At 58.6% G+C, this 21260-nt stretch carries 16 protein-coding genes; 6 read left to right on the forward strand and 10 right to left on the reverse strand.

What is annotated here, in order from left to right:
• Nucleotides 1–55: 55 nt before the first annotated feature.
• The 6 genes from C4S63_RS05855 to C4S63_RS05880 all read right to left on the reverse strand — a co-directional run bounded on the left by C4S63_RS05855 (nucleotide 56) and on the right by C4S63_RS05880 (nucleotide 9401).
• Nucleotides 56–826, reverse strand: a complete 771-nt coding sequence (locus C4S63_RS05855; RefSeq protein WP_103916973.1) for a DUF2063 domain-containing protein — start codon at nucleotides 824–826, stop codon at nucleotides 56–58.
• Nucleotides 823–1680, reverse strand: a complete 858-nt coding sequence (locus C4S63_RS05860) for a DUF692 domain-containing protein (protein WP_103916974.1) — start codon at nucleotides 1678–1680, stop codon at nucleotides 823–825. The genes C4S63_RS05855 and C4S63_RS05860 overlap by 4 nt, the downstream gene beginning before the upstream one ends.
• Nucleotides 1681–1697: 17 nt before the next feature.
• Entirely contained in the window at nucleotides 1698–1994 is a 297-nt protein-coding gene (locus C4S63_RS05865) for a hypothetical protein (RefSeq protein ID WP_103916975.1), read from the reverse strand.
• A gap of 192 nt (nucleotides 1995–2186) precedes the next feature.
• The gene (locus C4S63_RS05870) at nucleotides 2187–3317 is read right to left on the reverse strand and encodes a beta-ketoacyl-ACP synthase III (RefSeq protein ID WP_062816210.1); all 1131 of its coding nucleotides are present in this window, start codon (nucleotides 3315–3317) and stop codon (nucleotides 2187–2189) included.
• 267 nt (nucleotides 3318–3584) lie between these two features.
• Nucleotides 3585–7469, reverse strand: a complete 3885-nt coding sequence (hrpA, locus tag C4S63_RS05875) for an ATP-dependent RNA helicase HrpA (RefSeq protein WP_103916976.1) — start codon at nucleotides 7467–7469, stop codon at nucleotides 3585–3587.
• A 132-nt stretch (nucleotides 7470–7601) separates the two neighbouring features.
• Entirely contained in the window at nucleotides 7602–9401 is a 1800-nt protein-coding gene (locus C4S63_RS05880; protein ID WP_103916977.1) for a M61 family metallopeptidase, read from the reverse strand.
• A 210-nt stretch (nucleotides 9402–9611) separates the two neighbouring features.
• On the opposite strand from C4S63_RS05880, the gene C4S63_RS05885 reads away from it, so the two are divergent.
• Nucleotides 9612–10538: an alpha/beta fold hydrolase gene (locus C4S63_RS05885; RefSeq protein WP_103916978.1), complete on the forward strand. Its 927-nt coding sequence runs from the start codon at nucleotides 9612–9614 to the stop codon at nucleotides 10536–10538.
• Nucleotides 10539–10643: 105 nt separating this feature from the next.
• Here the strand turns inward: C4S63_RS05885 and C4S63_RS05890 are convergent, their stop codons facing one another.
• The 4 genes from C4S63_RS05890 to C4S63_RS05905 all read right to left on the reverse strand — a co-directional run bounded on the left by C4S63_RS05890 (nucleotide 10644) and on the right by C4S63_RS05905 (nucleotide 15853).
• A complete protein-coding gene (locus C4S63_RS05890; RefSeq protein WP_062816213.1) occupies nucleotides 10644–10931 on the reverse strand; it encodes a hypothetical protein in 288 nt (95 codons plus the stop codon).
• Nucleotides 10932–11039: 108 nt separating this feature from the next.
• Nucleotides 11040–13124, reverse strand: coding sequence for a transporter substrate-binding domain-containing protein (locus C4S63_RS05895; RefSeq protein ID WP_063508596.1), 2085 nt, complete (start codon nucleotides 13122–13124; stop codon nucleotides 11040–11042).
• A 192-nt stretch (nucleotides 13125–13316) separates the two neighbouring features.
• On the reverse strand, nucleotides 13317–14738 hold the full coding sequence (locus C4S63_RS05900; protein ID WP_231866004.1) for a thrombospondin type 3 repeat-containing protein: 1422 nt from the start codon (nucleotides 14736–14738) through the stop codon (nucleotides 13317–13319).
• Between the two features lie 23 nt (nucleotides 14739–14761).
• Nucleotides 14762–15853 (reverse strand): OmpA family protein, encoded by a 1092-nt coding sequence (locus C4S63_RS05905; RefSeq protein ID WP_063508598.1) that lies wholly within the window; start codon nucleotides 15851–15853, stop codon nucleotides 14762–14764.
• A 244-nt stretch (nucleotides 15854–16097) separates the two neighbouring features.
• Between C4S63_RS05905 and C4S63_RS05910 the strand changes: the two genes are divergently transcribed.
• The 5 genes from C4S63_RS05910 to msrB all read left to right on the forward strand — a co-directional run bounded on the left by C4S63_RS05910 (nucleotide 16098) and on the right by msrB (nucleotide 21227).
• Nucleotides 16098–18080, forward strand: coding sequence for a neutral/alkaline non-lysosomal ceramidase N-terminal domain-containing protein (locus C4S63_RS05910; protein WP_103916979.1), 1983 nt, complete (start codon nucleotides 16098–16100; stop codon nucleotides 18078–18080).
• A 169-nt stretch (nucleotides 18081–18249) separates the two neighbouring features.
• Nucleotides 18250–18858 (forward strand): hypothetical protein, encoded by a 609-nt coding sequence (locus tag C4S63_RS05915; RefSeq protein ID WP_103916980.1) that lies wholly within the window; start codon nucleotides 18250–18252, stop codon nucleotides 18856–18858.
• Between the two features lie 18 nt (nucleotides 18859–18876).
• On the forward strand, nucleotides 18877–20019 hold the full coding sequence (locus tag C4S63_RS05920) for a CaiB/BaiF CoA-transferase family protein (protein WP_103916981.1): 1143 nt from the start codon (nucleotides 18877–18879) through the stop codon (nucleotides 20017–20019).
• 156 nt (nucleotides 20020–20175) lie between these two features.
• Nucleotides 20176–20802: a peptide-methionine (S)-S-oxide reductase MsrA gene (gene msrA / locus C4S63_RS05925; protein WP_103916982.1), complete on the forward strand. Its 627-nt coding sequence runs from the start codon at nucleotides 20176–20178 to the stop codon at nucleotides 20800–20802.
• Nucleotides 20799–21227: a peptide-methionine (R)-S-oxide reductase MsrB gene (gene msrB, locus C4S63_RS05930; protein WP_103916983.1), complete on the forward strand. Its 429-nt coding sequence runs from the start codon at nucleotides 20799–20801 to the stop codon at nucleotides 21225–21227. Before msrA ends, msrB begins: the two co-directional genes overlap by 4 nt.
• Nucleotides 21228–21260 lie beyond the last annotated feature (33 nt).

The raw sequence follows: 21260 nt of genomic DNA on the forward strand, positions 1-21260 counted from the left end.
GCGGATTTTACAGCGAGAGCGGGTGAACAGATCGGACCCACAGCCTGAAGCGGCATCAGCAGCTCTTCAGACTGGCACCGACCAGGATGTCCCGCTGGTGCATTTGCAGCAGGATATCCCGGGCAAACTCGGCCAGTTTCTCCACATCCGCAAATTGCAGTTCTTCCGCCAATTGGCCAACCACCTGAAAACCGGTGCTGTTCGGGTTCTCCTCGATCAATTGCAACAACCGGGCGGTAGGTGCATTGATTTCCATAAAGCGAACCTGATCATCACGATCCCGGTAGACCAGCAGCCAGAGCGGCTGTGGCAATGGGGTCTGCGGCTGAAAGTCCACGCAAATTTCGTGGACCGGGTACTGATAGCTGAGCACCACATGCAAGGGGCTTAGCTGGGGGATGGCACGAAGCAGGTCCCCCTCGGGATGAAATCCGGTTTTGGGAAAGACCTCGGTGGACGCATCCAGCACCAACTCCATCCATTCGTAATGTGCCAGCTCCAGCAGGAAAGGCGGATCTCCCTCTTCCCTGCCCTGACCGGATGCCAGAAAGCTGACAAATTCCTGGGGAATTTCGAGAAAATACGGTGTCTGACAGGCGTGCTGGTCAAAGAAGGCCCGCACTAACCGATGCCAGCGTTCCGCATCCAGCAGGGAATGCAGCACCGGGAAGCCCTGGCTGATAAACCCGTTAACGTTGTTGAAAAACAGGTTGCGGTAAATCGCCAGGCGGCGCTCTTCAATTCCGTCTGGCGCAGAGTGCGTCTGCGGGTTACGCAAGTGCGCCGCAAAGTGACGTTGCAGGGCCTGGAAATCTGTCTGACTCATCCCAGCTTCCGAGTCGCTGAATACGGTTGATGCTGATATTGGCGGATCTGCCCGAGCTCCCCAAACAGCACATCGTTACCGGGAAAGTTGAAGTCCCGCTCCAGCAAGGTGGGTAGTACACCAAATTCCTGATAGGCATGCTCAAGCAGTTGCCAGACCGGATCAATGACCGCGCTGCCGTGGGTATCCACTTTCAGATCTTCCGCTTCATCAAAGTGACCGGCGATATGCAGGTAGCAAATACGCTCGCCGGGCAAGGCACTGATAAATTCACGGGGATCATAGCCATGATTGATGCTGTTCACGTAGGCGTTGTTCACATCCAGCAACAGCTGGCAATCTGCCTCTTCCAGCACCGCATTAACGAAGTCGATTTCCGACATTTCGGAACCGGGCGCAGCATAGTAGCTGACGTGTTCGATACCGATGGGTTGTTCGAGAAAATCCTGCACCTGCCGGACCCGGTCTGCCACGTAGTGAACGGCCTCTTCGGTAAAGGGAATCGGCATCAAATCGTAAAGGTGACCGTGGTCACTGCAATAACTCAAGTGCTCGGTATAACGACGAATGTTGTGTTCCTTGAGGAACCCTTTCACCGCTTTCAGCAATTCAAAATCCAGCGGCTCAGGCCCACCCAATGACAGGCTCAAACCGTGGGTAACAAAGGGGAAACGTTCGGTGAAGGCACGGAAATCCTTCGCCAGACGCCCACCCATGGGGATCCAGTTCTCCGGTGCAACTTCCATAAAATCGAAAGGGGCACTTTCCGGGGAATCCAGGGTCGGGGAAAGCGGGCCCATGAGGGCCCGCCGAAGACCCAGGCCCACTCCGGACACTGGTGTCTCAGGTTTCATACGTTGGCTCCTGCCTGTTAGGCATCACCACCGCACTTGCCTTCACCACATTTACCTTCACCTTTTTTGTCATCGGCGCCGCATGTGCCTTCACCGCTTTTCTCACCACAGCTGCCTTCGCCTTTCTTGTCACCGCACTTGCCTTCGCCACACTTGCCTTCAGCGTGGTCACCAGCCAGTTGGTAACCGGCTTGCAGGTCGGAAGCGGCAAAGGGGTTTTCAGCAGCAGTAGCAACCGGCACGGAAAGCGCGGAAGCAACAACAGCGGCACCAACAGTGGCGGCCAGGGGGTTCAGTTTGCTCAACTTAGCCATGTTCAGTCTCCATCCATCATTATTGAGGTTGTATCCGAAACCGCACTCTGCGGCTCAGGCAAACCACGTTTGTTTGCGTAGCGCCTGTCTCAGACAATATAGAGATGAAGCCGTGAGGTAAACGTTACAGGCAGCATGAAAAAAAGCCGCAAAATGCGGCCTTCGTGAAGCAAACGTGAAACCCGGACGCAGTTACTTGATTCGGTTCACAATCACGCTACCGATGGAGTAACCGGCCCCAAAGGAACAGATCACGCCTTTGGTATCCACCGGCAGATCCGCGTTGTACTTATGGAAGGCAATGATGGAACCGGCGGAACTGGTGTTGGCATAGTCATCCAGAATCACCGGGGCTTCCTCACGGGAAGCCGGGCGTCCCAGGACCCGTTTGGAAATCAGTTCATTCATGCTCAGGTTGGCCTGGTGCAGCCACATCCGGCTGAGGGCCTCCACCGGCACCCCGGTATCAGATAGATGCGAGGCAATCTGCTCGGCCACCATGGGGCAGACTTCCTTGAAAACGCGGCGCCCTTCCTGGCGGAACAGCTTGTCGCGAGCGCCAATGCCGCTTTCATCCGCACGGTTCAGAAAACCGAAATTGTTGCGGATATTATTGGAAAACTTGGTCTGCAACCGGGTGCCCAGCACTTCCCACTGGTTGTCGGAGGTGGCGTCTTCCTTGCGCTCCAGAATCACCGCGGTGGCCACGTCACCAAAAATGAAATGGCAGTCGCGATCTTCCCAGGCCAGGTGACCGGAACAGATTTCCGGATTGACCATCAGCACCCGACGGGCGCTGCCATTACGGATGGCATCCACACCGGCCTGAATCCCGAAGGTGGCGCTGGAACAGGCCACATTCATGTCATAGCCCCAGCCGTGCTCCATGCCCAGGGCCGCCTGGACTTCCACGGCCATGGCCGGATACGGGCGCTGCATGTTGGAACAGGCCACCAGGACAGCATCCAGATCGTCCGCGGTCAGGTTGGCATGTTCCAGGGCCTGCCTGGCCGCTTTGACAGCAATTTCCGCCTGAATGGATACCTCATCGTCAGATCGCTCGGCGATGCGGGGAGCCATCCGGTCCGGATCAAGAATCCCGCTCTTGTCGATGACAAAGCGCTGCTTGATACCGGAGGCCTTTTCGATAAAGGCGCTGTCTGAAGGACCCAGGGCATCCACTTCGCCGGCCTCGATGGCCTCGGCGTTACGCGCATTGAACCGCTTCACATACTCGTTGAAGGATTCCACCAATTCATCGTTGGTGATGGTCTGCTCCGGGGTCCACAGGCCGGTGCCACTGATTACTACAGAATAGCTCACAAGCGAGTCCTCGCACTCGAACGGGGTAAAGGGCCCCGTTCCACAAATGGGATAATGGGTCGATTATCCGGATTCGGAGTGGCCAGCGCAAAGGGCGTGGGTGGATAGTTGTTATGCTTGTTACGGAGTCAATGCAGGAGCGCCGCTTGAGGCGCGAATCGGGCGTAACGTTCTTCTGTGCCTGATCGTCTTCCGTGTGTTTCCTCGCACGCGAGGTTCGCGCCTAAAGCGGCGCTCCTACAGCGGCTTCGTAGAGGGGTTGACTGATCAGCAGAGTTCCCACTGCTTGTTGAGACGCTTGGCAGAGACCGGGACCCGGGTGCCAAGCTGTTGTGCAAAAAGGCTCACCCGGTATTCCTGCAACATCCAGAAATACTCTTGCAGAGGCGTCGGCTGCTGCCACAGGGGCATACCCGCAGCACGAGTGGCGTATTGCTTGTCAAAGGCCTCCAGCTCTGCGGTCAGGGTGCGGTCCTTGCCAATCTGGCCACCCAGTTTGTCCAGACGGTGGCTGATAGCCTCCAGATAGCGCGGGTATTCCATCAACCAGGGGCAGGGCACCTGCAGCAGGAAATCGTCGCGGAACAAGTTGCCCAGTTGTTGCTTAAGGTCCCGGTGGGCATGGGCCCAGGCCAGCGGGAAGTTTTTTTCCAGCTTGCCCATCAGCTGCCGATAATCGGCGAACAGCTTGCCGAAAGCGCTCAATTGCTGGCCTGCCCAGGGCACGAAATCCCCCCGATGGGCATCCAGACGGGCCCGGAAGGCAGCCTCATCGCGTACCGGCTCGTCCAGCCGGAAATGCTCTGCCAGCAGACGCAGTACCGCATGATCCAGTGCCTGGCGGGCCATGGCGCCCTTCTCGCCCTTGAGCTTCTGAAAACCGGGCATCTGTGAGGCCTGTTTGCGCAGGTCACGCAGCTGGATACTGAGTTTGAAGCCCAACAGCCGTGCCGTACCCCACTGATGGTTCCAGCGGGCCTCATCCACATCATCACGGTAGCGAAGCTCCACCGCGTCGCCATCATCTTCCAGGGCGGGATAGCGGCGCACCACCATGCCACCCAGATCCTGTTCGTGGGTGTCCGGCAGGCGACCGAACAGCCAATCCTGCCCTCGCGGTACTGGTTCCTGTGCCGCCGGTTCCGGCAGGTTAGCGGTGACACCAGCCAGTTTGTCACGGACTTCGTCCAGGTGGCGTCCCTGGGCCAGCACTTTCCGGTTACCGTCCACCCGGTCCACCACCTGGATAAACATGCGCAGATGGTCGGGCAGCGTGGCATCCTGCCACTCTTCCCGTTCGATCCGCACACCGGTCATTCGTTGCAATTCACGGGTCATGGCCGACAGTAACGGCTCCTGGGGATCCAGGGTATCCAGAAGCGCGCCGACAAAGTCCGGCACGGGAACAAAATGACGGCGGCGGGCCTTGGGTAACGCACGGATCAGGGCTTCCAGTTTTTCCCGCAGCAACCCGGGGACCAGCCAGTCCAGCCGTGTGTCCGGCACTTGATTGAGGACCGCGAGCGGGACAATCAACGTGACGCCGTCGCGCTCCCCGGTGGGATCGAAGCTGTATTCCAGCGGCAGGCTGATGCCATCCAGGCGCAGCTGATCCGGGAACTGGTCGCTGCCCAGATCCGGGCTCCGTGACAACAGGAAATCCCGCGGCATCAGCAGTGCTTCTTTCTGGGCCGGCGAGGCCTTTTTGTTATACCAGCTCATCAGCCCGGCCAGGCTGGTCACGTCCTGCGGCAACCGCTCATCGTAAAAGGCCACCCGGGCCTCCTCGTCCACCAGGATATCGCGCCGGCGCAACTTGTGTTCCATCTCCTCGAGGGTTTCGAATTGCTCCCGGTTGGCCTTCACGAAGGGCGGCTCCCGGTGCAACTCTCCCATCACCAGCCCTTCGCGAATCATCAATTCGCGGGCTTCCTGGGGATGAATGGGCGCATAGTTGACCCGCCGACCGCTGGCCAGAATCAGGCCGAACAGGTTCACCTGCTCCTTGGCCATGGCACACCCCCGCTTCTTCGACCAGTGGGGCTCGAAATACTGGCGTTTGACCAGGTGAGCGGCGGCAGCTTCCACCCATTCCGGCTCAATTCGCGCCACAGTACGGGCAAACAACCGACTGGTTTCCACTTGCTCCGCCGCCATCAGCCAGCGGGCCTTGGTTTTCGACAGGGACGAGCCCGGCCAGATCAGCGGCTTGCGATTACGGGTGGACAGCCACTCCCCCTCGTCCGTGCGCTGCATGACGTTGGCCAGCAACCCGGGCAACAGGGCCTGATGCAGGGGCCCGTAGGCACCGTCGGCCAGCCCCTGCTCGTTCATGGCCGGCGGGTTCAGCTCCCAGCCCTGCTCCTTGCACAGCAACAGCAGCTGGCGGTGGGTATCTCGCCACTCGCGCATGCGAGTGGGCGACAGGAAGGTTTTCTTCAGCAGCTTCTCATACTGGTTGCGGCTGAGGGACTCCCGTTGGTTCTCCGCCCATTGCCACAACTTGACGAAAAACAGGAAATCCGAGTCCTTGTCGGTGAACGGCTGATGGGCCTGATCCGCCTGCTGCTGCTTGTCATGGGGCCGATCGCGGGGGTCCTGGGCGGCCAGAGCGGACACGATGATCAGCGCTTCGCGCAGCACCTTCTGCCGGGACGCCGCCACCAGTATCCGCCCCAGGGTCGGGTCCAGCGGAAAGCGGGCCAACTGCCGGCCCAGGGGGGTAAGGGTCTGTTTCGGCGTCAGCGCGCCCAGCTCATCCAGCAGCCGGTAACCGTCACGGATCAGGCGCCCGTCCGGCGGCTCAATGAAGGGAAAATCCTCCACCCGGCCCAGTTTCAGGTCGGCCATCTGCAGAATCACCGCTGCCAGGTTGGTGCGCTGAATCTCCGGGTCGGTGAAAGCGGGACGATTGAGGAAGTCGTCTTCCTCGTACAGCCGAAAACAGATACCCGGCATGATCCGCCCGCTGCGCCCGGCCCGCTGATTGGCGCTGGCCTGACTGACCGGCTCCACCGGCAGCCGCTGCACCTTGGAGTGCACGCTGTAACGGCTGATGCGGGCGGTGCCGGCATCGATGACATAACGAATACCCGGCACGGTCAGGGACGTTTCCGCCACATTGGTACTGAGCACCACTCGCCGACCCCGGTGGGACGCAAAAATGCGGTGTTGCTCCGCCTGGCTCAATCGCGCATAGAGCGGCAGGATTTCCGTGTCTCTCAGTTCGCAGCGCTTCAAGTGATGATGCACATCGCGAATATCCCGCTCGCCGGCCAGAAAAACCAGAACATCCCGTGCTACGGGCAGGCCCTCGCGGCGCTCCTCGCGCTGGATTTCCTGCAGCACGTCTTCAATCTGACGCGACAGTTCCTGGCCTTCAGCGGGAGGCCGGTAGCGCATTTCCACCGGGTAGGTCCGCCCGGAAACCTCCAACACCGGAGCCTCACCGAAATGCCGGGCAAAACGTTCGTGGTCGATGGTGGCCGAGGTAATGATGAGTTTCAGGTCCGGACGCCTGGGTAACAGCTGCTTGAGATAGCCGAGCAGAAAGTCGATGTTCAGACTGCGTTCGTGGGCTTCATCGATAATCAGGGTGTCGTACTGGTTGAGAAAGCGATCCTGCTGGATTTCATTGAGCAGCATGCCATCGGTGAGCACCTTGATCAGACTGGTCTCGCTGACCTGCTCGGCGAAACGCACCTTGAAGCCAACGGCACTGCCAAGCGGGCTGTTGAGCTCTTCCGCTACCCGGCTGGCCACGGCACGGGCCGCCAGCCGCCTTGGCTGGGTGTGACCGATGGTGCCCTCAATGCCCCGCCCCAGCTCCAGGCAGATCTTCGGCAGCTGGGTGGTCTTGCCGGAGCCGGTTTCCCCGGCAATCACCACCACCTGATGGTCGCGGATCGCTGTCTTGATCTCCTCACGGCTGGCCACCACCGGCAGGTCCGGCCAGTTCAGTACGGGCTGGGACGCCTGACGTTTTTCCCGATTGGCAATGGAAGCGGCAATGGCCTTGGATACCTTCTCCACGGCCTGGTCATTGCGCTTGTCAGCAGGCAAGCGAGACAGACCATCGATCCGCTTTTTCAAGCGAAAATGATCCGCTCTGCGAACGTTACCCAGCTGGCTGTAGAGTGGCTTCAAAGACATGAAAAATTCAATCAACCATAAAACGTCGTAGGAGCGGCGCCCGAGCCGCGGGTCGTACTTGGGAAAACCCTCGCAAGCAGGTTCGCGGCTCGAGCGCCGCTCCTACAGTCACTTCACACTCCAGGGTTTGCGCTATTCATTGCCTTGCCAATGCAGCCAGGCCTTGCCCTTCTCGGTTAACCCGCCCTTGGCAATGGTCAGATACGCGGTACTCGGCTCGGTGGGCGCCACTTTCACGTTGAACTTCATCAGCTCGTCGCGACGGAAAGCATGCACTTCCACCATTTCGCCGGGCAGGAAGTTGGCCAGCAAATTGTCGATATTGCCCTGTGTGGCCTGCAGGCCATCCACAGCGATGATCACATCCCCGGCGGATAATCCGGCTGCCATGGCCGGGCCCTGCTCGAAGGCGACAGCAATCTTCGCGCCCATGGGGTCGGCAACCAGCCGCGCGCCCAGATTGGCAATACCCTCCTTGCCCGGCTTGCCACCGTTGTCACCATGGCTGGCCGCACTGCGCCAGTTCAGCTCTACGCCCCGCTCAGCCAAAAGTTCCGCCAGTGGCAGATCTTCGGTGCTGTAGAGCGCCTGCTCGAAAAAGTCTGTCATCTCGCAACCGGCCACTTCCTCGGCCAGGGGCTGGATGCCCTGCTCCGGTACGCCTTCGCCGGTCTGGCCGTAACGGGCCCAGAGCAATCGCATAAGGTCATCCAGGGACTTCTTCTCGGCGGTCAGATTTCGCAGGGTCAGATCCAGCGCCAGCGCCACCAATGAGCCCTTGGTGTAATAGCTGACGATGCCATTGGGAGCGTTTTCGTCCTGCTTGTAGAAGCGGGTCCAGGCATCGAAGCTGGATTCGGTAACGGTCTGCTTGTGACGGCCCTGTCCACGATAGACCCGACTGAGCGTTTGCCCGAGAAGCTCCAGATAGCTCTGCGGCGGAATCAGGCCGGTACGGGTCAGCGACAGGTCATCGTAATAACTGGTGATACCCTCGAAAGCCCACAGCAGTTCCGTGTGCACTTCCCGAGACAGATCAAAGGGCGTGAACGCCGCCGGCTTGATCCGTTTTATATTCCAGGTGTGGAAATATTCGTGGCTGCACAGGCCCAGATAATTGCGATAGCCATCGCGTACCTTGCCGGGCTCGTCGGTGCGCTTGGGCAGGTCGTCGCGGGCACACATGAGACTGGTGGAATTACGATGTTCCAGACCGCCGTACCCGTTGCCGGTGACCAACGTCATAAACACATAGCGATCCATGGGCGCCGGTTCGCCAAACATGCGGATATGGTGTTCGCAGATCGGCTTCAGGTCCCGGCACAGCCGCGCCATATCGGTCTTGTGACGACCGGCCATCACCACCCAGTGCGGTACACCACAGGCTTCGAACTGGGCATACTCGAAGGGGCCCATTTCCACCGGATGGTCGATCAGGGCATCGTAGTTGTCCACCCGGAAACGGCCAAAACCCAGCTCCGAGCCGGTCAGCCGGGGCAGCCCGGTAGCCAGGTGCCAGCCCAGGTAGGCGGTACCTTCCGGTGCGTCAATATCCACTTCGCAGGGCTGATCCTCATGCCCCATGGGTGCCAGGAATACACAGGTGCCATTGAAATAACCGTGGGTGGTATCCAGGTGGGCGCCACGCACGGACAGGTCCCAGGCGTAAACGTGGTATTGCAGCTGCACCGGACCATCGCAAGGTGGCACCTGCCAGGTTTGCTTGTCGATTTTCGCCACGGGCAGCGTCTCACCCTGGCAACTGGCCTCCAGATAGACCAGATGGCGGGCGAAATCCCGGATCATGTAGCTGCCGGGAATCCAGGCCGGCAGCGTAAACGCCTGCCCTTCCGGGGTCGGCTTCGCCACGGTCAGCGTCACTTCAAAAAGATGGGCTTCAGGGCGCAGTGGGCGAATCCGGTATTCGATCATGGTTTCTCCTGGAAATCGGGCAGCGTGCAACAGCGTCCGGCATGGTAGTTGCTGCATCACCCTGTTGCCATAGCTGTTATTATGCCATGGTCCGTGACGGGCTCAGGCAACCTGTCCGACAGGCTGCCGCGGGAACGTTTTCCCTCGCCAGCAACGCCTGCACGCCACAGGCATCCAACCTGTCCACTGACCGCGCCGCCGGAGAATGTTATGAGCAAGCAGATGCGCTACCTGAATACGGGCGACGGCCATTCCACCGCCATTCATCACTGGCCCACCGAAGCCGCCACGTCAAAGGGCATTATGGTGTGGCTGCACGGCATGGCGGAGCATGGTGCCCGTTATGAGGCCCTGGCGAAAGCGCTGAACGACCAGGGCTGGCATCTGTATTGCCCGGACCACCGTGGCCACGGCCTGAGCATCAGCGAGGCTTGCCCGAAAGGCCATATCGGTGATGAAAACGGCTGGGATTGCCTGGTACAGGATGCGATTGCCGTGATCACCATGGCCCGTGAAACCCACCCGGGGCTTCCCTGCGTGCTTGGCGGCCACAGCATGGGCTCGTTCATTGCCCTGGCAGCGGCCCAACAGACCGGCGAGAACCTGGCCGGACTGGTGCTCTGTGCCAGCGACTATCACCCGGCAACGTTTTACACCCTGATGGGGCTGCCCGTGAAACTGGCACGGCGCCGTAATGGCAAGCGCGGTGTCAGCCCCTTGATTCGCAGAATGACGTTTGGCGCCTGGGCCAAACGCGTGCCCGACCCCAGCAGTGAGTTCGACTGGCTGAGCAACGACCGGGACCAGGTACAACGTTATCTGGATGATGATCTGTGTGGTTTCGATTGCACCACCGAGTCCTGGTGCCAGTTGATCGACGGACTACGTCAGATCCACAGCATCCAGCATCTTGCCGAACTCCCCGATGCGTTACCGGTGTTACTGCTAGGCGGTGAGCAGGATCCCATGAGTGATATGGGCAAGGGCATGATGGCCCTTGAGCAAGTCCTGCATACCATGGAGCAACCCTTGACCGCGCACTTCTGGCCTGACGGACGCCATGAACTTCTCAATGATCACTGCCGGGAGCAGGTACTGGATGCATTGCGCCAATGGCTTGATCCCCTGGCGGGGTAGCGATGATGACAGGCGTCAGGTCAGCGCCATTTCACCGCTAATGGATCATAAAAAAAGCGGGCTTTAACAAGCCCGCTTTTTTGTGTGTAGCTCGTTGCTACACCGTTACTTGAACAAATTGTTTTTGATGTCCTTGAGGCCATCCAGGGTGCTATCCCAGGTTTTTTCCACGCTGGCCTTCACATCTTCCCAGCGGGCGTTGCTATCGTTACGCAACTCATCAAGCCGGGCCGCCAGTTCCTGGCGTTTTTCCTTCAGCTCCAGCTTGCGACTTTCCCACTTGTGACGAACGTCTTCACTGGCTTTGTCCGCCTTGACTTGCAACTGGTCGAATTCATTATCCAGTTCGTTAAGCTTACCTTTAATCTTTTCGATGAAAGCATTGCGATCCATCACAATCTCCTTTCAATGAATGGGTACCTCTATCATGGGGCTGACAAAGGGCTTTTCCATGGCAACTTTGTAAAACATCCCTTTACTTTGTCGCCGTCCCGGCTAAATCTAGCCCTCTTCTTCCTCCAGCGCAGACACATAGCCCAGATAACGGTTCTTGATCTGTCTGACATACTTCACCGGCTCGGCGCCCCGCACATAGCCATATCGGGCCTGACGCGCGTATTCCGGCCGGGAAAGCAGCAACATGGCCTCTTCCACATGGCCGAACCATTTATCCGGATCCTTGCCCAGTCGCTCGGCAAGACGTCGGGCGTCCTCCACATGGCCGTGGCCGGCATTGTAGGCCGCCAGGGTAAAATACAGTTTCTCTGCCAGGTCGAGACGCGCCGGGAACCGTTGCTCCAGCCAATCCATATAGGCCACCCCTGCGGCAACCCCATTTTCCGGGCGCGTCAGGTTGCTGTAACCAAACTGACGACCGGTTCTCGGCATTACCTGCAGTAACCCCTGGGCACCGGCAAAAGAGCGCGCCTTCGGGTTGAAGCGACTTTCCTGGTACATCTGCGAGGTAATCAAGCGCCAGTCCAGTCCATACTTCAGCGCCTCGCTTTTGACCAGGTCATCGTAGGGAGAAATGGCTTTTCCGGACCCCACACGATACGCCTCGTGGGTGTTAATGGTTTTTTTCTCGCGGAAATAGCGGTTATAGGTAATATTGTAATTCAGCCCACGATAATGACGGGCAATATAGCTGTTAAGCTGCTCTTTCAACGCGGTCTGTTCCGGACGCAAGCCCCAGCCAATTTCCTTGGCAGGCTCAAATTCAAACAACACCGCAATATCGTCCCGGTAAGTGGACTCCATGGCAGCCAGGTGACTGTCAGCCATAGTCAGGTCGTATTCTCCATTGGCGACGGCATTGATCAGCATCTCTGTGCTGGCGCCCGGCACCTCCTGAACGATGAAGGGGAAATCACTCTCACGAAGTCGCTGCAGAGTATCGTAATAGGCCGTTTCCGGATTGACCGCCACAGTACGACCGGCAAGCTGCCCGATGTTTTCCAGCGGCGACTCATCAGCACGACCGATCAGTTGCTCATTCACCTCCAGATAGCGGTCACTGAACATCCAGCCCTGGCGCTGACGGTCTTCAGTGATGGTCATGGAAGCCGCAATCACATCTCCCTCCCCGGCTTCCAGCGCGGCAAACATGGCAGACGGACTGTCACGAACAACCACACTGACCCTGAGCCGGTGTTTCTTGGCGAAATCATTGATCAGGTCGTAGTCAAACCCCATCAACTCTCCTCGCCACATGAAGTAGCTGGCCGGGTTGTTGGATGTAATGACACGCAGAACTCCCTGCTCCTGGATTGCCGCCCAATCGCGTTTTTCCTGCTGTTTGACGGACGACATGACCCGCTGGCTGGTGATGAACTGGTTGATACGATCCAACAGCTCGGTACTGTCCTGCCGCACGGCCCAGGCAATGCGCCGTTTGCGGTTCACCACCGGACCAATTCCCGCAGCAGAGTCAGGGGTAATCAGGATATCCAGCATATTGCTGTCAATGATGGTGGCACCCAGGTCACCGGACTCCACTCCCTCAACGAGCTCTTCATCGGAAAGGTCAGCGTCCAGAACATCCACCGAAATATTGTCATGGCGACGGGCGAGTTTTTCGGCCGTCTCCTGGTAAGCCGTCCCTTCCGGGACTGAAATGGTGAGATTTTTCAGCTTGGTCAGGGCAATGCCTGCCTGATCGGCAGGCACGATCAGTTTTTCCTGAACCGCATTGACGGGGGTCGAAAATGCCAGGTCCTTCTGTCGTGCCTTGGTCACCGAATAGTTGGTGACGATGATATCGGCAGCGCCGGCGTTGATCAGCTGACCCAGCTCCGCGAAGCTGTCTGCATAAACCCAGCGGGGCTCCAGCCCCAGGTGCCTGACAAATTCCTCAGCCTGCGCCTGGTACTCTCTGGCGGGAACTCCCTCCCGGGGCAAGCCGGAGGGCTCATCGAAACGCGGGGCAAGCAGGCGAATAAAGCCGTGTTCCTGCAAGGCAGGTAAGTCGCCGGTTTCTTCATAGTTGTTGAAGGTACTGACGACTTCACCGACCCCCGGTTCCTTTTCACAACCGGTCAACAGGGAAATCATCAGGCACACTGTCAGGAGAATACTGCGTCGCATGGAGCCCCCCTTTACTGCTCTGATTGTCATTCTTAACGGCCAGTAAGGCGCTTACTGACAGGGTAACCATTCAGGACGAAGTAGGCGATTATTTTGTCAATGCTTGCGCCGCGGTCACGTGAAAGCCCGTTTGGAGAAATGCGCAGACAAAAAAAGGGGCCCGAAGGCCCCTTTTTTCACTCCCGTGAGTAATCAGGGAGTCCCGACACAGACATCGTGTACGCGGAAGGACTTGTTGGCATTCACCAGGCCAGCGTAATCCAGCTGAATGGAATCAAACGCCTGGCTGGACGCCGGAGCCGCAATGAATCGCTGATCGGAGTTCGCACCCAGACCCAGCAGATCCAGATCCAGAAGACCTCCACCAACGGTTGCACTGTCAACCTCTACTCCATCGTTGAAGAAGCGGATGGTGGTGAAGTTGCCGAGCAGTTCCAGATTTACAAGCTGGGACGTTGGGTCGCTGACCACAAAGCCCACTACGCTGTCAGCAATATCCACGGACGTATCGTTGGCTACTGCAGCCACAAAGCCACCGCCGTACACCAGTGCCGCGCCAATGTTGATCTGGGCAAAGGTACTGTTGTTGTTGTCGATGCTCAGTTCCGGGCTGTCAACGCTACATCCGAGGCAAACACCCAGCACACCACCGTTTGCAGTGAAATCCGCATTGGTCAGCGGCTGGTAAGTGGTAGCCGCGGAGCAAGTGAAACCGTCGTCATCACACACGTCACCTTTGCCGTCGCCATCCGCGTCTGCCTGATCCGCATTCGGAATCATCGGACAGTTATCGTTGACGTCCGGAATGCCATCGCCGTCGGTGTCGGTGGGATCACCGCCGCCGCCGTCGCAGACATCGCCAATACCATTGCCATCGGAATCAGCCTGATCCGCATTGGCAGTGAACGGGCAGTTATCGGTGTCATTGGGGATGCCATCACCATCACGGTCGTCATCGCACACATCGCCGATACCGTCCAGATCCTGATCCGCCTGATCCGTATTCGGGGTGTTCAGACAGTTGTCATTCGGGTCCAGAATGGTGTCACCATCGCGATCGTCTTCGCAGGCATCACCGATGCCGTCAGTATCCGTATCCACCTGATCATTGTTCGGGGTGTATACGCAGTTGTCGTTGTTGTTGTCGATGCCATCGCCATCGGCATCATCATCACAGACATCACCGATACCATCGTTATCAACATCACCCTGCTCAGGATTGAAGATCGTCGGGCAATTATCAACGCCGTCATCGATACCGTCGTTGTCCTGATCGTTGTTCATGTCACAGGCATCACCAATACCGTCACCGTCGGTGTCTTCCTGGTTCGGGTTGGCAACCAGCGGACAGTTATCGGTGGGGTTGTCTTCACCGTCACCATCACGGTCGTCATCACACACATCACCGATGCCGTCGCCGTCCTGGTCTTCCTGCATGGCGTTTGCGTTAGCGGGACAGTTGTCCACGTCATCCGGCACACCATCATTGTCCTGGTCGTTATCACGGGTCACAGGGTTGTTGTTCCCACCACTGCTTCCATCACCTTCCGCTTCACAGCCTGCCAGTCCCATGCCCAGCAGAGCGGTCAGGAGAATGGCAAACAAGAATTTCATTTGCGAGTTCATATCGTTATCCCCTATTTCTCACTGACGCGGAATTCAACGCGACGGTTCATGGCACGACCAGACTGATTTTCGTTGCTGGCAATGGGCTCCAGTTCACCGTAACCGCGAGCGGTAAGGCGATCGGCATCAATGCCCTGCTCAATCAGGTATTGGCGTACGGATTTGGCACGCTGGTCAGACAGGTTCTCGTTGTAAGACGCAGAACCGGTGCTGTCAGTATGGCCGGCAATCTCAACGTTGAAGTTCTGCTGGGCCTGCAGCGCCTTGGCCACACGATTCAGAGAAGGACCTGAGCTTGCGGTAATCTCCGCGGAGTTCAGTTCGAAATTGATGTTGTTGAAGGTGATGGTCTGGTTGGTGATCATGCAGCCATCAGAATCGACCTTGGCGCCCTGGATGGTATCCGGGCACTTGTCACGGTCATCCGGCACACCGTCACCGTCGCTGTCCACGAAGGGTTTCTCGACGATTTTTTCCACTTCACGGGTTTCGTAAACGATCTTCTCGACTTCAACGACCTTGGTCACGCCAAGCGGCACTTCCAGACCCAGAGAGAAACGCCAGTCGTTGAAACCGCCCTCATCTTCGGACAGGGTGCCAGTGACACCGTCAAAGTCGTCATACATATAACGCGCTTCCGCGCGCAGTTTCAGGCCGTTATCGAAGATGGGCCCCGTTACTGCACCGATACCAACGTTGGCATGCAGGTCTACGCCATCGTCATCATCCGGCACCACATCGTTGTAGATCGCCCCGATATTGGCCAATACGAAGGGGGTGAAACCTTCACGGTCACCGAATGCATAGGCCAGACCCGTGCTGGCGGTGTACTGGTAAAAATCCGTGGCACCATCGACGCCACTATCCAGGCCGTATGCGGCACCTTCAGTCTCCCACCACCAGTGTTCAGACAGTTCACGGCCGTAAATCAGGCTTGCACCCAATCCCTTGCGAGAGATTTCACGGTCTTCGTCCAAAACCAGATAGCTGGCCATGGGTGCCAGATACTGGCGAGTAGTGTCTTCTGACTTGTTTTCTGCGAACGCCTGGTTAGCCACGGCCACAGAAAGTGCAAGTGCAGAGAGTCGAATGCATCCTTTCATGGTTACCCCCCTCGGGTATGATTGATCTGTGCAATTATTGAAATAGGATTGCGCGCGCTTTGAAACCATCAACGAGTGCCGTTACGTTGCTTTAATGTTGCCGAATAGTTGCTGGCAACAGCATTTGTTTCTGAGCGTATCTTTTCGTATCAAAACCAACCAATGAGGACACTTTTAGCGGATTTATGTCCCTTTGGAAACGAAATATGGCACCATGGTACAAAATAAAAGGGATTACCTACCCATGCGCAAACCCCGCACCCGCACTTTACTGCTAACCCTCCTGGGGACCGCTATCCTTGGCGCTGCGTTGCATGCCGCCTGGCCTTTCCTGTTTTACCCCCGCCAGACCCTGTCTTTCGCCTTCCCTGCACAACCGATAACAGCTGAGGGGGCCGTCGCGAAAGCCGGTATCGCCGAACGGGACATTACGCCGCCCATCGGCATGCCCAAATTCGGCTATTCCGCCTGGGCCAGGGATGCTGATGGCTTCCGCACGCGTCTCAAGGCCAGAGCGTTCTATCTGAGTGGTCCGGGGCAGACTCCGCTTGCCATTGTTCAATTGGACCTCGGCTCCGGCTCGCTGGTGCTGCGCCACCGGGTGGCAGAACTGGTCATGGAACGCACTGATGTGCCCGCCCATGCGCTGACCCTTCTGGTTACCCATACCCACTCGGGCCCCGGCCAGTATCTGGGCAGCGACTTCTATAACGTGTTTGGCAGCAATAAACCCGGCTTCGACCCGGCCCTGTTCGAATTTCTCAGCCAGCGAATTGCCGATGCAGTGATCGATGCCTATGAATCCCGGCGCGAAGCCCGCTTTGCGGTGGGCCAGAGCGACCTGTTCGGCGTTACCCGCAACCGCTCCATGGCGGCCTGGGCCAATAACTTTCCTGATCAGGATCAATCAACGGCAGACCCCATGCAGGCAGTCAATCCGACCATGACACTGTTGCGGATTGATCAACGCCAGGGTGATCGTTTCGAGCCCGCCGGAGCACTCAGCCTCTATTCCATCCATGGCACTGCCATCCCTCCCTTCACCCGCCCCTATCATGCAGATGTCTGGCACTGGATCAGTGAAGAACTGGAAAGAGAATTCGCCGGTGAACACTCACGATTCATCCACGGGGTTGCCCAGGCCACCCATGCGGACAACAACCCGGCCTGGCAGGCGGATTTACGTGGCGACCTGGAGGCAGAACGTATCGGCAAGGCATTGGGGAACCATGCCATCCGGCTGTTTCATTCTCTCGAAACCCGGCTCTCCCCCACCCTGACCACCGCCATCGCCAGTCGCCAGCTGGACCTGCTTGACGACATAGAGGGGGGGCGCTTCGAGCTTTGCGAGCGGGCGATTGCCGGGGCCTCCGTGGCAGGCGCAGCCAACGGCGATGAGGTTTTCCCGGTGTCTTACCTGCCGTTTCTCGCGGAGAACTGGCCGCGCCGGTTTTTTACCGATAACTGCCAGGGCGTGAAGCAATGGATGTTGTCCAAACTGCAATTGTTATTACCTGCCGAGCGCTTCCCCCACCAGGCCCTTTTCCAGATCGTGCGCATCAATCAGCTGGTATTGGTCCCCCTGCCCTGGGAAATCACCCTGGAAAGCGGCAACCGGATTCGACAGGCGGTAGCCGCTACCCTGCCTGAGGGCCCCGACTGGCAGGTGGAAATTTCCAGCCTGGCCAATGGCTATTTCGGCTATGCCGTGACCCCGGAGGAATACGCGCTTCAGTACTACGAGGGCGGGCACACCCTGTATGGCCCCCACACCCTGGATTTCCTGATACAGCAAAGCGTCAGGCTGAGCCGGGATTTACAACAACAGGGCAACATCGACCAGATTCCGCGCCAACAGACCTTTTCCCTGCTGAGCCGACAGTATTTTCCTGAAATGCTGACAGCGCCGGGCCCACGTCGCTGGGTAAATGCACCCACGCATCATCAGGGTAACGCCACCACCGGCCCTTACTGGAGCCTGGAATTGTCTGCAGAAGCTGCCAACCGGATGGCACTGGATCGTCCGCTGCTGGCGATTCACTGCCATGATCACGTGATTACCGATGACAGTGCCGAGCTGCAGCTTCTGCACCTGCGCGATACCGAAAAGGAAACCGGTCGCTATGAAGTGCGCTGGTACCCCGGCACACAGCCGCCGTCCCGGCCCTGTCGCTTTGCCGTCGGTACCGGCGAGAGGCAACCGCTGTTTTCCGCGCCCGTGCCCTGATCCGTGCCGGAACCGCACGGATTTGCCGGGTTCTGCGAGGCGGCCCTTACTGGCTGACGACACCGTCACAACCCCGAACAGGGTAACGCGGTAACGGGTGAGCCAAACCCGCGGCACTGCTACACTGATGCCGTGCCAGACGGCACCGTTTTTCTCCCGGAGATCCGCCATGCGCCCGCTGTTTCGCTTTCTGTTACCCGCCCTTCTCGTTGCCGGCTGTGCCAGCACCACCCAGGTCACCACCCGCTTTACCGCCGACGAAAGCCACCCTCCTCAGGGCAGATTGCTGCTGGTGGCCCACACCCCGGAAGGCAACACCCGCGAAACCTGGGAACTGACCTGCAAGGAAATATTTTCAAGTGGTTCGTTGACCATTTTGCTCAGCCACCAGGAATTACCGCTATGGTACGAAGGCGGAAAAAACCGCATTCTCGACTGGGCGCAAAGCAAAGATGTGCAACGGATTCTGGTGGTGGAACTGACCCACTTGTTGATTGATGCCGCGGCGCCGCCCACGGCGGGCAATCGCCTCAACCCCATGGACCAGTCCGCCGGCGAGATGACGCCGACCTGGCAAGTCGGTATCGGTGGCGAGCTGGCCCCGGAGGACGTGCCCGAGGCCCTGCGTCAACATGGTGCCGAGCTGATCAACGCCGACGGCAAGCCGCTGTGGACCGGCATCGCGACCACCCACGAAGCCAGCAATACCGTTGCCATTGCCAAGAGCCAATGTACGGCCCTGCGCAAAACACTCAAAGAAAACGCGTTAATTCCCTGACAACGGAAAACCAAGACTATGACTGGCCCACTGAACGGACTGACCTTTATCGAACTGGCCGGCATCGGCCCCGGCCCCTTCTGCGGCATGATGCTCGCGGACATGGGTGCCACCGTGATTCGCATTGACCGCCCCGGCGGCAACCCCCATGCGGCTATCGGCCATAGCGTGCTGTTCCGCAATCGGCAGAACCTGGCCCTGGACCTGAAAAGCCCGGAAGGCATCGAAACCGTCCTCAAGCTTTGTGAAACCGCCGACGGCCTGTTCGAAGGCTTCCGGCCGGGCGTGACCGAGCGCCTGGGCATTGGCCCGGAACAGTGTCTGGCCCGTAATCCGAAACTGGTGTACGGCCGCATGACCGGTTGGGGCCAGACGGGTCCGCTGGCCAAAGCGGCCGGTCACGACATGAACTACATCTCCCTGTCCGGTGCCCTCCATGCCATGGGCCGTCAGGGGGAAAAGCCCGCCATTCCGCTGAACCTGGTGGGTGATTTCGGCGGCGGCGGCATGATGCTGGCCTTCGGCATGGTCTGTGCCGCCCTGGAAGCCCAGCGCTCCGGCGAAGGCCAGGTGGTCGACAGCTCCATGGTGGAAGGCTCCGCCGCCCTCATGGCCATGTTCTATGGCCTCAAGGCCCAGGGCATGTTCAGCGAAAACCGCGGCACCCACATGCTCGATTCCGGCGCCCACTTCTATGAAGTCTACGAAACCGCGGACGACAAATTCGTGTCCATCGGCAGTATCGAACCGCAGTTCTACGCCGAGCTGTGCCGCATCGCAGAGTTGCCCGCCGAGGACTTTGCTCAGCAAATGAACCCGGCCAAATGGCCGGAACTGAAACAAAAACTGGCGGCGGTCATCAAACTCAAGAGCCGTGATGAATGGACCGCGTTGATGGAAGGTACCGACGTGTGCTTTGCACCGGTATTGAGCCTTGAAGAGGCGCCTTCACACCCGCATAACGTGGTAAGAGGTTCCTTTGTCACTGTTGGCAACACCGTACAGCCGGCCCCGACACCGCGCTTTTCGCGCAGCGCCGCCAGCGATATCAAACCCGCGGCCAGCGCCGGAGCCGACAGCCAGGCGGTACTGCGCCAGGCCGGTTTCAGTGACGAACAGATCGACAGATTGATCAATAGCGGCGCAGTGAAGCAGGACTGACCTGAGCGACTGTTGCAGCCTGGCTTGCAAGGGGAAGGGGTTGATCAAGTGCGGTGCAACCTGAAACCTTCGCTTTGCAAGCAAAGCTCCAACAGCCAGTTTCAGGCCAGTAGCCCCCGGCCACGTGCCGGGACATTCTTACCCGCGGAGGACTCCATGAGTGCAGTAATACCCGGAACATCCCTGGCCATTCATCCGGAACGCTTCCCGGATCCGGTGGACGACCTGCCAACGGATGGCATCCGCAAAGCCATATTGGCGGGGGGGTGCTTCTGGTGTGTGGAAGCAGTTTACCTCAATCTGGACGGCGTATTGGCGGTCACTTCTGGTTATACCGGTGGTCATGCCTCCCGCGCCAATTATGAGGCGGTCTGCAGCGGCACCACCGGTCACGCGGAAGCGGTGGAAATCGCCTACGACAGCAAGGTGATCAGCTATGGTAAATTGCTCAAGGTGTTCTTCTCCGTCGCCCACGACCCGACCCAGAAAGATCGCCAGGGCAACGACCGGGGCACCCAGTACCGCTCCGCCATTTTCTATCAGAGTGCGGAAGAAAAAGCGGTGGCCGGGGCCTATATCCAGCAGCTGGAAAACGCCGGGGCCTTTACCGCTCCCATCGTGACCACACTGGAACCCCTGGAAACTTTCTACCGGGGCGAGGATTACCACCAGAACTTCGCCAGTCACAACCCGAATCAGGGCTATATCGTTCACGTGGCCAAGCCCAAGGTGGAAAAGCTCATCCACGCCTTTCCCGATCTGCTCAAGGGGGACACCCAATGAGCGCAACACATTCCGCCAGCGGTCATGATCTGACCCCTCTCAGTGACACGGAAAAACAGCAACGCGCGGAAAGCCTCACCGCCGAGGAAAGACGCATTCTCCTCAATCAGGGCACGGAACCTCCCTTCTGCGGCGGCCTGCTCGACAACAAGGAAAATGGCGTCTACCACTGCAAATTGTGCGAGCTGCCACTTTTCGCCGCCAGCGCCAAATTCGAATCCGGTACGGGCTGGCCCAGCTTTTACCAGCCCTTTGACCCGGAGCATATCCGCGAACTGCGCGACACCAGCCATGGCATGGTCCGGGTGGAAATCCGCTGTGCCCGCTGCGACGGCCACCTGGGGCATGTCTTCCCGGACGGACCGCCCCCTACCGGCCTGCGCTATTGCCTGAATTCGGCGTCGATGGTGTTCAAGGCAAGTTGAAAGTTTAAAGTTCAAAGTTGAAAAGCGCGGGAT

Source organism: Alcanivorax sp. DSM 26293 (assembly GCF_900107995.1).
GTDB lineage: Bacteria > Pseudomonadota > Gammaproteobacteria > Pseudomonadales > Alcanivoracaceae > Alcanivorax.